Origin of the sequence: Psychromonas arctica (assembly GCF_038155225.1) — a bacterium.
Taxonomy (GTDB): Bacteria; Pseudomonadota; Gammaproteobacteria; order Enterobacterales; family Psychromonadaceae; genus Psychromonas; species Psychromonas arctica_B.
In genome coordinates this window covers 102,406-118,265 of sequence record NZ_JBAKBA010000002.1, presented here as the reverse complement: position 1 = coordinate 118,265, position 15,860 = coordinate 102,406, and the positions used below count along the sequence as shown (strand labels likewise).

At 35.1% G+C, this 15,860-nt stretch carries 14 protein-coding genes; 7 read left to right on the top strand and 7 right to left on the bottom strand.

Translation table 11 applies throughout. The annotated features are described in order from the left end of the window. Window positions 1-322: 322 nt before the first annotated feature. On the top strand, window positions 323-1,189 hold the full coding sequence (locus tag V6255_RS01685; RefSeq protein ID WP_341626586.1) for a phosphate/phosphite/phosphonate ABC transporter substrate-binding protein: 867 nt from the start codon (window positions 323-325) through the stop codon (window positions 1,187-1,189). A gap of 31 nt (window positions 1,190-1,220) precedes the next feature. Beyond that, entirely contained in the window at window positions 1,221-3,950 is a 2,730-nt protein-coding gene (locus tag V6255_RS01680; protein WP_341626585.1) for a response regulator, read from the top strand. Between the two features lie 117 nt (window positions 3,951-4,067). Here V6255_RS01680 and V6255_RS01675 read toward each other — a convergent pair whose 3' ends face one another. Further along, a complete protein-coding gene (locus tag V6255_RS01675) occupies window positions 4,068-5,666 on the bottom strand; it encodes a B12-binding domain-containing radical SAM protein (protein WP_341626584.1) in 1,599 nt (532 codons plus the stop codon). Window positions 5,667-5,820: 154 nt separating this feature from the next. Continuing rightward, complete coding sequence (locus tag V6255_RS01670) at window positions 5,821-6,690, bottom strand: LysR substrate-binding domain-containing protein (protein ID WP_341626583.1); 870 nt, start codon at window positions 6,688-6,690, stop codon at window positions 5,821-5,823. Between the two features lie 260 nt (window positions 6,691-6,950). On the opposite strand from V6255_RS01670, the gene V6255_RS01665 reads away from it, so the two are divergent. Together V6255_RS01665 and V6255_RS01660 are read left to right on the top strand one after the other, a co-directional pair. After that, window positions 6,951-8,366: an SLC13 family permease gene (locus V6255_RS01665; RefSeq protein WP_341626582.1), complete on the top strand. Its 1,416-nt coding sequence runs from the start codon at window positions 6,951-6,953 to the stop codon at window positions 8,364-8,366. Between the two features lie 34 nt (window positions 8,367-8,400). Further along, window positions 8,401-8,883, top strand: a complete 483-nt coding sequence (locus tag V6255_RS01660; RefSeq protein WP_341626581.1) for a hypothetical protein — start codon at window positions 8,401-8,403, stop codon at window positions 8,881-8,883. A gap of 74 nt (window positions 8,884-8,957) precedes the next feature. Here the strand turns inward: V6255_RS01660 and V6255_RS01655 are convergent, their stop codons facing one another. From V6255_RS01655 to V6255_RS01640, 4 genes are all read right to left on the bottom strand, one after another. Beyond that, window positions 8,958-9,344: a hypothetical protein gene (locus V6255_RS01655; RefSeq protein ID WP_341626580.1), complete on the bottom strand. Its 387-nt coding sequence runs from the start codon at window positions 9,342-9,344 to the stop codon at window positions 8,958-8,960. Between the two features lie 216 nt (window positions 9,345-9,560). Continuing rightward, the gene (locus V6255_RS01650; protein WP_341626579.1) at window positions 9,561-10,520 is read right to left on the bottom strand and encodes a DUF2914 domain-containing protein; all 960 of its coding nucleotides are present in this window, start codon (window positions 10,518-10,520) and stop codon (window positions 9,561-9,563) included. Window positions 10,521-10,809: 289 nt separating this feature from the next. Further along, window positions 10,810-11,427: a DUF938 domain-containing protein gene (locus tag V6255_RS01645; protein ID WP_341626578.1), complete on the bottom strand. Its 618-nt coding sequence runs from the start codon at window positions 11,425-11,427 to the stop codon at window positions 10,810-10,812. Window positions 11,428-11,429: 2 nt separating this feature from the next. Beyond that, window positions 11,430-12,557 carry a GNAT family N-acetyltransferase gene (locus V6255_RS01640; RefSeq protein ID WP_341626577.1) on the bottom strand — a complete coding sequence of 376 codons (1,128 nt, stop codon included), beginning with the start codon at window positions 12,555-12,557 and terminating at the stop codon, window positions 11,430-11,432. Window positions 12,558-12,922: 365 nt separating this feature from the next. Between V6255_RS01640 and V6255_RS01635 the strand changes: the two genes are divergently transcribed. From V6255_RS01635 to V6255_RS01625, 3 genes are all read left to right on the top strand, one after another. Then, window positions 12,923-13,507: a heme-binding protein gene (locus V6255_RS01635; protein WP_341626576.1), complete on the top strand. Its 585-nt coding sequence runs from the start codon at window positions 12,923-12,925 to the stop codon at window positions 13,505-13,507. A gap of 545 nt (window positions 13,508-14,052) precedes the next feature. Then, window positions 14,053-14,451, top strand: a complete 399-nt coding sequence (locus tag V6255_RS01630) for a thioesterase family protein (RefSeq protein WP_341626575.1) — start codon at window positions 14,053-14,055, stop codon at window positions 14,449-14,451. Between the two features lie 110 nt (window positions 14,452-14,561). After that, window positions 14,562-14,855, top strand: coding sequence for a PilZ domain-containing protein (locus V6255_RS01625; RefSeq protein ID WP_341626574.1), 294 nt, complete (start codon window positions 14,562-14,564; stop codon window positions 14,853-14,855). Window positions 14,856-15,041: 186 nt separating this feature from the next. Here V6255_RS01625 and V6255_RS01620 read toward each other — a convergent pair whose 3' ends face one another. Then, on the bottom strand, window positions 15,042-15,791 hold the full coding sequence (locus tag V6255_RS01620; RefSeq protein ID WP_341626573.1) for a 4'-phosphopantetheinyl transferase family protein: 750 nt from the start codon (window positions 15,789-15,791) through the stop codon (window positions 15,042-15,044). Window positions 15,792-15,860: the final 69 nt, after the last annotated feature.

The following is a 15,860-nucleotide window of genomic DNA, read 5'->3' as shown; positions in this document are numbered from 1 at the left end:
TTTGTTTTTTATTGTTAAGCATTAAGTGTTTTATTAATGGCTTAGATTTAAATAAAAAAGAAGTAAAAATTATCACAAAAGAATAGTGATGTTTTGAACTGAATCAGTTTATTAGTAGCTTTACAAATTGTAAAATGGATTGCAAATTAATTCGCATAATGCGAATCATATAAAGAAAATCATTAATTCCAAATATTTCCCGTCATAGAAAATAATACAATAATTTTAATTATCAATGGTTTACTTTGGTTTTTTGTGTTTATAGGAATATGGAATATTAATTGCTTAATATAAGGATTAGTAATTAAATAAAGGCAAAATGATGAAAAAATTATTTCAGTTCTTGGTGGCCATTTATATTTCATTTTCTATTAATACTGCCAATGCAGATAGTGTGTTGAAAGACTCTGTCGACAACAGTGAGCACAATGAGGTTAAGCCATTAGTTTTTGGTGTAGTACCTCAACAATCTGCTGCTAAACTAGCTAGAAACTGGATCCCTTTACTTAAGTTTGTCAGCGAAAAAGCAGGGGTTGAATTGAAGTTTGCAACGGCTCCCGATATTCCTACTTTTGAAAGGCGCCTTGCCAATGGTGATTATGACATCGCTTATATGAACCCATATCATTATGTCGTACTAAATAAGGAAGTGGGATTTAAAGCATTAGTACATGAGAAAGGTAAAAGAATTAAAGGCATTATTGTGGCTAATAAAAATAGCTCATTTAATACATTAGAGGACTTATCAGAACAAGTCATTGCTTTTCCTGCTCCAGCTTCTTTTGCTGCAACCTTAATTCCCAAAGCTAATTTAATTAAAAAGGACATTAATTTTACTTATCAATATGTTAATTCTCATGATGCAGTTTATCGTAATATTGCAGAAGGCCGCTTTGTCGCTGGAGGTGGCATTATGCGTACTTTTAATGCCTTGCCTGAAAGTGTACGAAATCAATTAAAAATTATTTGGACATCTGATAAGTATACACCGCATGCGATTGCTACTTACCAAAGCGTTAGCGAAGTCACTCGACAAAAATTAATAACGGGTTTTTTGGAAGTTGAATATGCTGATACGAGTGCTCAGCTATTGGGACCGTTAGCAATGAAAGGGTTTGTAAAAGCCAATTGTGATGATTGGGATGATGTTAGAGATTTAAATATCAATTTCTTACTCGGTCAAAAATAAACGTAGATGTGTATTTACAAGGAAGTTATGTATGTCGTTTCGATTAAAAACAATGCTAATGATAGGATTAACAGAAGCGCTATTTTTACTGTTATTACTGTGGCAAGCATTAGCTTATATTGAACGCTCTGGTGAAGAAGCGTTATATAGCCGAGCAACCGAAACGTCACATCTATTCGGTTTATTGGTTAAAAGTTCTGTTATCTCATCTGATATTGCCTCTCTTGATGAAATTACTCAGCAAATAGTAGAATTGAAAGACATACGCTACATACGTGTGATCGATAATATAGGTGTCTTGGCACAAGCGGGTGATACAAGTAGTTTGAAAAATGGCTTTATTGAAGATACTAAAGTCTATCAAGTTAATGATGGCCTTTTTGATGCTCAAGTATTAGTGTCGGTATCAGGTGTGGAGTTCGCTAAAGTCCAAGTGGGACTGTCTGTTGACTCATTATTGTTATTTGTCACTGATGCTCGTTATCGTTTAATTATGATCGCGTTAGCTGAATTATTTATTGTGGCTTTAGTGTCTTTAATTTTGAGCCGATATTTAACAAAAGGTTTACTCGCACTACAAAAAGTAGCATTGGCCGTTACTAAGGGAGATATGAGATCTCGAGCAAAAATCATATCAAAAGATGAACTTGGTATTACTGCTGAAGCTTTTAATGTCATGTTGGATAAGATTAATTGCGATCAGAAAAAACTTAATGAAAATGCAACTCACCTGACTAAAGCGAAGCAAGTAGCAGAAGATGCCTCTCAAGCTAAATCAAGATTTTTATCGCAAATGAGCCATGAAATTCGTTCTCCTATGAATGCAGTGCTAGGCGCCGTGAATTTAGTTGCAGAACAAATTAAAGAACCGCCTGAATATATTCGTCTGTTAAACACGGCTAAAACCAGCGGTAATGCGTTACTCGGTGTAGTGAATGACATACTCGATTTTTCTAAAATTGAGGCTGGGCATATGGAGTTGAAATACAGTGAAGTTAACCTAGCAGAGTTAGTGGAAGATGTACTAAACAGTGTGGAGGCAAAAACGGCTAATAACGAGTTAACCTTGTTGGGGGATCTATCACCAGGTGCGATTGGACGTGTTATTACCGATGCAATCCATTTCCGCCAAATACTGAATATTCTTGTTGATAATGCTTGTAAATTTACAGATAAAGGCGTGGTGATGGTATCACTTAGTCGAGTAAAATCAGAAGATGGTGATGAAATGTTGCACGTAAGTGTGAAGGATTCTGGTATGGGGATTAAACAGAGTTCTCTGACTAAGATATTTGATGAATTTGAACAAGTCGATTCAACATTAGAAGCAAGAACCTCTGGTACTGGGCTTGGTCTAAATATTGCCCAAGGACTTATTAATTTAATGAATGGCTCTATTGGTGTTAGTAGTGTCCTCGGAGAGGGGAGTGAATTCTATTTTACTTTACCGGTTATGTTTGTTGACCAGCCTAATTTGAAAATGCCTGTACTTGAAGGTCCAATGGTATTGGTTTCTAGTAATCAAAGTTTACAACGTATTTTCAGTGACAAAATGAATTATATGAATGTTCCTTTTTTCTCTTTTGAGAGCATTAAGTCGCTACATGAAAATATGGAGAAAAGTCTTTTAAGTCATACTGCTATTTGGCTGATAGATGATAATGTACTGAATGATGTAGAAGCATATTTTAATGATTGGGTTAACTCTCTTAATATTAATATCAACTGTATTAGTAGTTTAGGGAATGATTTACCCGTACCTTATCGAGATTTTAATCGTATAAACAGACCTATATTTTGTCATGATATATGCTATCTGAATTCCATTAATAAAATTTACTCATCAGTAAAAATTAAAAAAGAACGAAGCAATAATAATCAGAAAAATAGTATCTTGTTAGTGGATGATATAGAAGCAAATCGATTCATTGCTGGGGAAACTTTAAAAAATAGAGGTTACCAAGTGTCGTTTGCTTGTGATGGCATTGAGGCGCTAGAAATATTAGAAAAACAACACTTTGATGTGGTTTTAATGGATGTGCGTATGCCAAGAATGAATGGTATCGACGCGGTAAGATATTTAAAAGGTGGTGAGGGTATTAATCGGCATACACCGGTTATTGCAATGACAGCTAACGCTGAAGTCTCGGAAATGGAAAGGTGTAAAGCGGCTGGAATGGATGAGTTTATTGGTAAGCCTTTTGATACTCAAATATTAGTTGAGTGCATTAATCGTTGTATATACAAGACCAAAATTAAGATGCAATCTATTACTGAAACTAAAGTTGAAACTAAAGTTGAAACTGATGTAGACAAGAACCTCGATGAAAGTAATAACAACCTTGCTACTAATAACACGAATAATGACAACGAAGAGTTAATAGAAGAAACATTTTTATCGAAAGAAGTATTACTATCAAAAGAGTCGCTTAAAGCTTTAGTGATTGATACATCACCTGTAGCTGTTTTAACCTTAATTGGCTTCTTTATCGATGATATTCACCGTCGTACTGAGTTAATTAACTTGTCTCTTAAAAGTTGTGATTTAGAGGAACTCGGTGATCATGCTCATGCATTAAAAAGCTCAGCAGGTTCATTAGGTGCTGAAGCTATGTTTTCATTTTGTAAAAACTTAGAGCAAGCCAGTTTAGCGGAAGACTTTCCTAAAGCAAAATCTATCTGTGCAGACTTAAATCATATTGCTGAACGTACTTTGACGGTTTACAAAGACTTCAGAAATAACCAAGGAGGCGCTGCTTAAGGCTTTGTTTAAGGTTTAGTTTACGTTGTTCAAACGCGCTGCTAGATAATAAAAAAGCGCGTTTTATTAACTGAGTTTTAATGTTGATAATTAATAGGAAAGAATAGCAGCACACCTTTATTGCATGTGTTGCTTCTGACGTTGTAATAACTTACTTGGTTTAGTGGCGTCTTTTACCTGTGCAGCATAAAGGTTAAGTGTGTTGAATACACTTTTAAGGCCTGAAGCCGTGTAGTCTCGCTCAAGTTGTGGCAGTACTACTTCATGTTGGTCAGGAAACAAAGCAACGACCGATTGCGAAATTAACTCGTATAAACGCTTAAGATTAATCTTATGTGTTTGTCCCGTTTCGTCGAATATCCAGTTAGAAATCGCCATAAAGTTATCAAAAGGCTTATCAGCGAGTAGGTAATCTAAGGTGTGTTTAAATCGTCCTGAATTACCAATCATATCCCAGTATCGTGCAAAGCGATTAACCAATTGCATGGTGGCAAAATCGACACGATCCGTACTTAAAATATTAAACGGTGGTAACGGGTTAAAACGTAAATCAAAATTTTCAGTGTGTCTAATAATCGGGCTTCCTTTAAGGCGCTTTAAAATACCCATTTGTATTTCATGTGGCTTACACGCGTATAGCTGGTCGAAACTATCCTTAAAGGTGTCAAAAGTTTCACCTGGTAGTCCAAAAATTAAATCGGCATGAATATGTGCGGTGGTATTTTCTTTCAGCCAAATTAAATTATCTTTAGATTTTTTGTTATTTTGTTTACGGCTGATATTAGTTTGAACTTGTTGGTCAAAGGTTTGAATACCAATTTCAAACTGTAATGTATTTTCAGGGAATAGCGCTAACATTTCTTTTAGTTTTCTAGGCAGGTGATCTGGCACGACTTCAAAGTGCAGATACAAGTCATCGGTCATTCTATCTAAGAAAAACTGCATAATTTGCAGTGAGGTATTAATGTCTAAGTTGAAGGTTCTATCAATAAACTTAAAGTTACGAGCGCCACGTTCATACAGTGTGAGCATTTGTTTTAAGAACACGGTTAACTCATAAGGATTGGATTTGGTGTCTAACGAAGATAAACAAAATTCACATTTGAAAGGGCAGCCACGAGATGCTTCAACATAGAGTAAGCGATTCTTTAAATCTTCATCGGTATAATACTGATAAGGCATTTCAAGATCTTTTAAATCAACGGGTTTTGATTTCATGATCTTTGTATCTGGTGCATTATTGCTCAGAAGATCTCTACAAAGTTCATAGAAGCTGATATCCGCTTCACCAGTTAATACATAATCTGCCGTTTGAACAATAAGTTGCTCTTCTGATTCATAACTTACTTCAGGTCCGCCGAGTACTATTGTAACTTCTGGGGCAATGACTTTTAGTAGGCTAACCACATTAGTTGTTTCAACAATATTCCAAATATAAACCCCAAAACCTACTACCGATGGCCTGGCCGCTAGTATTTGTTCAACAATATCTAATGGACGAGTATGAATAACAAATTCTTTAACTTCACAATTATCTTGCAACTCTTTTAAGTTCGCATACAAGTAACGTAGCCCTAAACTAGAGTGAATATATTTAGAGTTAAGCGTTGAAAGTACGATGCTAGAGTGAGTTAACCCTTCAATAACGGGTACCTTCTCTTCATTGTTACCAGTACGCATAATTGTGAGTGCATTATCGAATTGTTGAATAGTCATTAAAGCTCTTAAATCTCGGGGGAATATATGCGCGACATAATACAGTAATCGCTTATTCTATTCAGCGTCTATTTTCTCTAATGAGAAAGGGAGCGATTTAATGTTTAATATCTACATAAATGGACTCTGTAAATAACTCTGTCTAACTGTGAGTTTACATTGTCTTATACCAACGAGCTAAAAGGGTAGCGAGTTGTTTACTAGGACTCCCTTTCTTTTCACTTTCTCTGGTGAGTGCAGACCAAGCAAGGTCAAGTCCTTTGGGGCCCAGTTTAGTTGAGCTAATTCTTTGAGTTTTAAGTGCAGAACTGACCGCCCATTTAGACAATATGCTCACGCCTAGGCCTGCACTAATTAATTCAATAATCGCATCGGTCATTTCAACGATCTCTAACTGTTGTGGAATAACGCCTGAAGGGCTAATAAAACGGTCATATTCAAAGCCAGGCAATACGGTTTGGCTATAAGTGTAGTAATGTTTTTCTCTGAGATCTTCAGCTTCAATGAAGTCTTTATTGCTTAACGGATCGTGATAGGGCGTTACCAGTACTAATTCATCGATAAAAAGAGGTGTTGTTTTTATGCCTGGTGTCGCGAGGTGTCCTGGTGCAATCACGACATCGATTGAACTATATTGTAAACTGGTTATAGGATTCTGTGTGGCTGAGATGACTAATTTTATTTTTAAATTTGACGTATTTTGGTTAACAAATTGCACAAAATCAGGAAGCCAGTAATAGCAAGAATAAGAAGCCCCCCCTAAGTGTACTACTTGATTATTTAAACTGGTATTAGCTTCAAAATCGGCTTCTGCTTGCTTCAATATAGGGAGGGTTTGTAGCGCCGATTTTGTAATTATATCTCCTGATGGACTAAATGAATGATGGGCATTATTGGGGTTAGCATTTCTTGCTGCTGAGTTGGTCGTCGCTATGCTGTCTTGTTCATTATTGCTTGATACGGCCTTAACAAGGCTTGATATCACTGCGATGTTATTAGTCTTGTGGCGCTTTGTATACGACACCCAAAGTCTATTGTATAACCTAAGTCTATATTATTGGTCGTCGAAACAGATTTAAAATAACAAGGTTTTTACTTATTTAGAAAACTAATTAATAAAACTTAATATTATGAAAGGTTAAATAAACAGATTGTTTTTGATCTCTTCTACAAATTTATAACAACTTTTCATTTATCAAATCTTTTATTGATCTAGCACTATTCTTATCAAGATTAGACTATTGATAATGGTTTAAAGCGTGTTTAGGTTCAGGAGGCTATAAAATGTATAAATATTTAAAATATATGTTGCCAATAGCCATACCTTTATTGATTCTTTATTTGCCTGTGTCTGCTTTTCTTTTTGAAGGTATGACGATTGTTCAAAAACGTATTGCCGCTATTTTTGTATTCGCTACGCTCAGTTGGGTATTGGAGCCAATCCCTATTTATGCAACGTCTGTCGCTATTATCGCTCTTGAACTGTTTTTAGTGTCCGATAAAGCAATCATTTTTTTTCGTGGATTAGAAGGAACTCCGCAGTATGGTGTTGTAATCAACCATGTCGATATCATGGCTACTTTTGCTAGTCCGATTATTATGCTTTTTTTAGGCGGTTTCTTTTTAGCTATTGCCGCTACAAAATTTCGCTTAGATGTAAATTTAGCAAGAGTACTTCTCCGTCCCTTTGGCAATAACCCTCGTTATGTCATGTTAGGATTGATGTTGATCACGGGGATGTTCTCGATGTTTATGTCAAATACCGCGACGACGGCCATGATGTTATCTATTTTAGCACCTGTGATTGCTTTATTTAGCCCTAAAGATCCCGGTCGAATTGCCTTTGCTTTATGTATTCCTCTTGCCGCGAATATAGGCGGAATAGGAACACCTATTGGTACGCCACCTAATGCGATTGCGCTAAAGTATTTACAAGGCGTCGACAGTATTACTTTTGGTGAATGGATGGCATTTGGTGTGCCATTTGCTTTGATAATGATGGCTTTTTCATGGGGGCTTATTAATAAACTGTTTCCTGCTAACCAACAGAAAATTGAATTAGAGATTCAAGGTGAGTTTTTAAAAACACCAAAAGCGTTGTTGGTTTATACAATATTTATTGTGACGATCCTCTTATGGTTGATGGGCTCGGTTCATGGAATGAATGCTTATACGGTGGCAATGATTCCCGTGACAGTTTTTCTGATGACCGGGATCATTACTAAAGATGATTTAAAGAAAATTTCATGGGATGTGCTGTGGTTAGTATCCGGTGGTATTGCGCTGGGGTTAGCATTGGACAAAAGTGGTTTAGCTGAGCTGATCGTTTACAGTATCCCTTTTAACTCTTTTTCTCCTTATGCGGTATTGATAGGTGCGACATTTATGAGCTGGTTGATGGCTAATTTTATGTCTAATACAGCAACGGCAAACTTGTTGTTACCTATTATGGCTGCATTAGGTACGTCAATGACTTCATTAGCTCCATTGGGTGGCGAAGTCGCATTGATATTAGTGGTGACCTTTGCCTCTTCACTCGGTATGGCATTGCCTATTAGTACGCCGCCTAATGCGTTAGCTCATGCTACTGGCCACATAAAAACCAATGACATGGCTAAGGTTGGTATTATCGTTGGTTTATCGGGAGTATTGTTAAGCTTTGTTGTCGTTTGGGCATTGAATCTATTAGGTAGCATTTAGCGCTGACATCTACTTTATACTTTAAGGGTAAATAATGGATAAATTACATCTTGTTTGTGTCGATGAAAATAACGAAGTGACGTTTAAGCTGTTACATGATCTCGCACCATTGATTGAATGTTTGACTGTCATTCAATGTCATTCAGCCGATGAAGCTATAACTAAGTTAGATAGTATTGATAGACAAGGGGACTTGGTCGCGATAGTCGTTTCAGGGCTAACGGAATGTACAGAAACTTCAACGCAATTGTTAGAAGTGATAGCAGAGGATACTCGCTTTGATCATACTAAAAGAATATTAATTGCTAGTGATACTTCTAAAGAGGTGTTAATTAATGCGATTAATGTGGCTCATATTAATCGCTTTTACGAATCGAATTGGGATGCTGATATTTTATTGCAGCAAGCGAGAGTATTACTGACCAAATATATTTTCGCTAAAGGGCTAGATTACGAACAATACCAAGCTCAGCTTGATACTGAAACCATATTAAAGCGTATGCGAAAACGCCTTTGAGCTGACTAAGCTGATATGGGTTAACGTAGTGCTTTAGCAATTTATTAAGTCATCATGAGATGGGTAATGAGTAGCTATTTATCATTGGTCCAATAGATAACAACTTGCTGTTTCCCCCATTCTCGCGCTTTTTTAACATCTTTACCCATGTAAATATCGATTTTCTTTTTCCAGCGTTTATTCATTTTATCTAACACGCGAAATGTGCCTTCGAAACCTTTAATTCTGACTTCTTGTTGATGAGTTAGCCCCAGTTTTAGAAGGTCTCTTGATACTGCAATTGATTTCATACCTGGTTTCAGTTTGTCTCCCCATGAGGCTTCATTTGGTGTTGAATCTGTCTCACCAATGCTTGAAGTATAGGCACTCGCTGTCACCGTTAATGATTGTTCTGCTATAGCGAAACCCATAAATGACATGAGCGTTAATACAATACCGATATGAAAGTTAGATTTCACCATGGATAGTCCTTTATCATTTATACCCGTTACCGTTCAAGCTAACGACCTAGAGGGCCGCTGTGAAGTAAACACCTTCGTTGTTAAAAAGTGTCGATTTAACCCGTTAGATCGTCTTCTTTTTACCTAGTATCTGTTCACTTCACTGCTTGCTGAATTTTGTATCTTGAATGGTAACGGGTATATATGTTTGTTTATTAAAAACCGTCAAAAATAAATTTAGTATTTAAATTGACTAATAGCCAGTACGTCACCGTTTTGATTTTGAAGTTCAACTTTCCATTGACCGTGTATATTCGATTGAATAAATTTACTCGAATGACTTCTCCAACGATTACCTATGACACCTATGCGTACTTTCGCAATATGTTCATCATTTAAACTCCATTGATAATAGAGCGTCGTATTTTTTGAGTCATCAACTTGAGAGAAGGCATAGATCGTTGCAATATTATTATCAAAAACAATGTCGTTGATAGTGCCTACTGGTTCATTATTGATGACATTTTGAGAAAGGGTAAAACGTTCAACATCATCAGAAAATATCTCTGTTTTAACCTGAGTGAACAGTGCCGAGGAATTATTGGTCTTTATTACAGGTACCTCAGTTGCTGCCGTATTTGAAGCTGTCGATGTATTAGCTGTTAAATTATTTATTTTATCTTCGATAACAGGGGATTGTTCAGTATCGCCACTTGTGACGTCAGGCATGGTTGTATTGCCAATTGACGAAGTATTTTCACTTGACTGCTTAATAGCTGAAGTGATTTTTGTGAGTTCACTTTCTATGGCATCAACAGGTGTTGCATCAACACTGATATTTTCAATACTAAGGTTTTCTAATTGGGCCAGATCTGGTTCATTTATTGATATTTTTGTCTCATTTGGTATGTTGGTAGTTGTTGTTGAACCTGAATTTTCTATTGAAGGAATTTGGGATACTGTTGTTGCTGGCTCTGTACTGTCAGTCTTTGCTGCTATTGTTTGATTCTCATCAGTATTGTCTTGGGAAAAATAATAAGTACCATAATAAACACTACTGCCAATGGCCATAAACACTAATAGAGAACATCCAATTATTCTCCCCCAGTGGTACTGATATTTTTTTTCATCCTGAGTGATACTATTTTGTTGCGGTTTAAAATTAACTCGGATGGTAAATTTTTCCGATTTATTCATGCTTTTGATCTCACTGAGGTTCTGATAAGTAATAAAATATTGGACTATTAATACAATTAATAATTCAAAGGTGCTTTTAGGCTTTTTTGTCTGATATGATTATGATTTTACTTATTTGGTATGTATTTGCTACTTTTCTAAGTCTAAATCGTTAAATGAATTAATGTTAATGATGACTTAATCATTGAATAACGAGCGGTGGGGAGGGCAGCTGTACTAAGATTGAGTGTTAAGTGCTGACAATAAATCTTAGTGCTGCTTACAGTCACTACGAAGCAACGGGTTAGGGTTATTTGTTGGAAGTCTGTTTTCGAAAGCATAATAGCTGATTGTTTGCGGGCATTACGTGATCATTTATTAGATTAAGGTTTGCTGAGTTTGCCAATATTAATATGTCTTCAATGTTACGAATACCGCTGTTTTTATCTCTTTCTTTTAGCCACAAATCAAAACTTTCATTGCTTTCGCTAGTAAACTCTCCTTTATATTTAAAAGGACCATAAATACAAATATGAGCGCCTTCTGACAAGTTATGCGCAATGCCTTCAAAAAACTTAACCACTAATGGCCAGCTTATTATGTGTAACGTATTCGCTGTAAACAATGCATCTATTGGTAATGCTTTGTTTGGAATCGGCCAATTTTCATTTAAATCAACGATGATAGGTTTTTCAATATTCACTAATGCGCTTTCATCTAACCATTGATTAATGCCGCTGTGATTGATCGGTAAATCACTGGTTTGCCAAGTTAAGTGCGTTAAATGTTCAGCAAAGAAGACGGCATGTTGCCCTGTCCCTGAACCAATTTCTAATACATGTTTATTAGACGCGAATAGGCTTGTTAAAAGATTGAGAATAGGTTTTTTATTGTTTTCAGATGCTTGAGAAAAAGGTTTATTGGTCATTTTTAATCTAATTTTTTGAAGGGTAAGAATTCACGACATTGTTCCTGATACAGTAGCATGTGGCTTTGCTCTTGTTGACAAAAATCTTTAATTGCATCTTTAAAACTAGGGTGCATTATCCAATGATAAGAGTAAGTTAAAATAGGTTCAAAGCCTCTTTGAATTTTATGCTCTCCCTGAGTACCTGGATTAAAACTTGTTAGATTATTTTCAATACAAAACTCAATACCTTGATAATAACAAAGTTCAAAATGTAAATTATTATAGTATTCAGTACACCCCCAATAACGCCCATATAGTTGTGAGTCATCATAAAAAAATAATGCACAAGCAACATCTTCTTGGCCATTATCCGCAATGAGTAATAAGACATTATCGGTCATTTTATTGACTATATCTTTAAAGAACTCTGCATTTAAATGAGGCTGGTGACCACGTTTTAAATAAGTTAATTGATAGGTTAAATAAAAGAAGTCTAAGTCTTTCTGTGTGATTTGATGATTTACTAATCGTCGAATGTTAATTCCTTGCTTAACCACTGATAACCTTTCTTTACGCGTGCTTCTTCTTTTACGTGATGTAAAAGTATTAAGGAAGTCATCGAAGCTTTTATAGTTACGATTAAACCAATGAAATTGTACGGTATTACGTTGATAAACATCTTCTGGTAACGCTGTTGTTATTTGATCGCAATAGAGTAAATGCCAACTGTTAATTTGTTCTTGTTCACAATGTTGTATTAGCGGTTCAAATAAATTACATAAGTGTAGCTCTGAAGACAGTAATTTATCACTGTTGACAGGCGTAAAAGGAATGGTTGCTACTAATTTAGGATAATAATCAATGTTGTACCTTTTAAATGCATCTGCCCAATCCCAATCAAAAACATACTCACCCCATGAGTGACTCTTTAAATATATTGGCATAATAGCAAGGGCATCATCACCTGCTTTTGCGAGCAAGTGGTGAGGTTGCCATCCTTGTTGAGCACTAACGGATTGACTATTCTCAAGTGCCTTAAAAAAATCATAGCGAAGAAAAGGGCAGGTTGAGTTGTTTAACTTGTTCCAATCATTCTCATTGATATTTTCAATAGCATTAATGAAGTTAATTTTTATGTGGGTGGTCAATTGACATTCCTTAATTGATCTCTGCTAAAGCGCATTGTTAATAAATAATGTGGCTATTACTTTAAAAACGTTTTGTATTTTATTTATTGCCTAGCATACCGTGGTAAGAACAGAAGTAAGATAAAAATTTTTATCATCTTACGTGGACTTAATAAATATTTGTTGAACTTGAATCTGCTTGAAGCGTTTATTCTAGTGCATTACATGATCTAATTGAGCTTTATATTCGTATTTATACTCTGTTGATACTAAATACAGCGATACTAAAAAAGTATGAAACTAAACTTATTACGATTAATTTAAGGCTCATGTTAATGAAATATGCAAAGCAAAAGATAGCAAACGTTTTATTGGTTATAGCCTTTATGACACTGAGTAGCGGAGGAGCAATGGCGACAGAAGAAGCTAAATATGAACTTGTGCATCAAGAAGGTGACTTCCAAGTGCGACAATATGCCCCTCACATCGTTGCTGAGACTCTGGTCGATAGTGAATTTGAAGATGCTGGTAGTGAAGCCTTTCAACGTTTGTTTAAGTATATTTCAGGTAATAATAGTACTAAACAAAATATCAATATGACAGCACCTGTTAGACAAGAAGCCGGTGGAGAAAAAATTGAGATGACATCGCCAGTCGGACAGCAAAGTGTTAACGGACGTTGGGCGGTTAGCTTTATGATGCCTGCGTCTTCATCTTATGAGGCGCTTCCTACTCCTAATAACAGTGAGGTGGTACTGAAACAGGTACCAGAACGGTTTATTGCTTCTATTGAGTATTCTGGTCTTTGGAGTGAAAAAGCGTACAAAGAGAATAAGAACGAGCTACAAATGTGGATCAGTAAAAACGGTTATAAAGTAATAGGAGAACCTATTTGGGCGCGCTATAACGACCCATTTACTCTTTGGTTTTTAAGACGTAATGAAGTTCTCATTCCTATTGAAAATCCTTAAAGGAGTTAATAAATAAAAATAACCTGTATTTATATATTATCTTGAAATTAGTTTATAAACTGAAAATGCAGCCATAATCGATGTGTTCTTTAATACATTACATATTTAATACATCGATTTTATAAGAGCATTTTCTAAAACCAGCCGACTAAAACCAATTCATAATATAAATTAATAATTCCTCATCTTTTTTTGATCTTCATCGATACATTTATTAGATAATCTATCCTTGTATATATTCATTGCTGTATACGTATTTTATTCATTAGTTATAATACATCCATCAAAAAATAGTTATTTCCACGAGTGCGCTCAAAGAGGAATTCTATGTCGGTAGATATAATATAAGTGATATAGTGATCAATGACTTATGATTTAAATGAAAAAGTGATGAATTGCTTAATCTTATTTAAATCAGTATTTTTGAAAAGAGTGTTTTGAAAATAGTATGTGAAAACAGCGCTCCATATTATAGGCAACTTTTGTTACATGCTAAAAAGACTGGTGTTCGCTGTATGTTGTTAAATAAAGTAGGTTAGATTCACATGAGTAATAAAATATACCATCATCCTGTACAGATTTATTACGAAGATACAGATCATTCAGGTGTGGTTTATCACCCTAATTTTTTAAAGTATTTTGAACGTGCTCGCGAGCATGTAATTGATAGCCAACGCTTAAATAGATTATGGAATGATCAAGGCATCGGTTTTGCCGTTTATAAAGCTAATATGATCTTTCAAGAAGGTGTGGAGTTTGCTGAAGTGTGTGATATTCGCACCAGTTTTATTATTGAAGGTAAATATAAAACACTATGGCGACAAGAAGTTTGGCGTCCAAATGCAATCAGACCTGCTGTTATTGGTGATATTGAAATGGTGTGCTTGGATAAAGATAAGCAATTGCAGCCTATACCTAATGAAATTTTAGCCTTACTCGTATAAATTATATTTTTAGCAATGTTACGGCTCTCTCAAACTTATTAAAATAACGATTTCACGCTTGCAGAAATAGTATTTATAAGTCATTTTAGGACTTTAAAAAAGGGATAATTATGATTTTTGCAAAAAATGAACAACGCTCGTTTCATCGAATGGAAATTAATTTACCTATCGAAATTACAAAAGATGAAAAAACTTATCATGGGATTTGTAGTGATTTAAGCAGCACTGGAATGCGAATTTCGCTAGAAAAAGCAGAATTAAATGAAGGAGATGAAGTGAATATTAATCTTCGTACTGATGATGATCGCTTTATGCCATTAAATGCGACTGCCAAATTATTGCGAGTGAGTAAATCGGAAGATGGAAGCTTTTCTGCAGCCGTCGAATTCTTAGATTTAGAGTGAACGTTAATTACTTGAATAATAAACTAATTTAATTGGTTAAAACAGGTGGCAAATACTGTTATATTTTATAATCAAAATATATTTTTTAGAACTCTATTTATAAGATCTCTGTTTATAAGAAATTTCTTTATAAAACTGGGTGTAGCCACTTGTAGTTCGTATTAACTTGTTTTTTAAATCGACTGATTACTTTTTTAATAAATGTTTTGCATCAAAATATTTTATAGTTTGTTGTAATGTACTTGTGCGGCATATTGCTAATGATTGTTCATTAAACATGGTTTGATGACATTGCCAAGGTACAAATTTGTCCAACGAGTAATGATCATTAAAATTGATATCTACGTTTTGCGTTAGTCGTTTTTGAAGGTTAAAGTAAAAAGTATCTAAGCCTAACCCAATCCCAATCCCTGTTGCCTTCACAAATGCTTCTTTTAAAGTCCATATTTCAAAAAAACGTTGTTTTTGTTGTTCCCCAGTTAAGTGGCTAAGTTGCTTATGTTCTTGTTTTGCAAAATAGCGTCGACTAATTAGTTCAACATTGATTTTTCGTTTTGGGTTTTCTATATCACATCCAATGTCATCATTTGCACAAACTACCATTACAATTAATTCGTTGTTATGGCTAAGGTTAAAGCGAAGTGCATTTATATTATCAACTAACTCTGGTTTGCCGTGTTGATTGCGTATAAATTTTAATGATTCAGGCGTTGTGTTTGTATACTGAGCGAGTATTAAACGACATAGCGATCGGGTAACGGTAGATGTATATTGGGTCGGTTTATTTTTATATTGTTGGAGTTTTAATACCTCTTCATTACTTAGCAAAGCACGTAATGATGTCATTGCTTCTGTTGATAATTGATGAGGTTCAATAAACCACAAATCAATATGGTTAGTATTTAAAGAGTTAAGAGAAGAGGGAGGTAGAAACAATTATTCACCATTTATAAAAATAAACTTATAAAGTAAAAAAGATAGCTAGGCTATCTTTTTTATAATCAA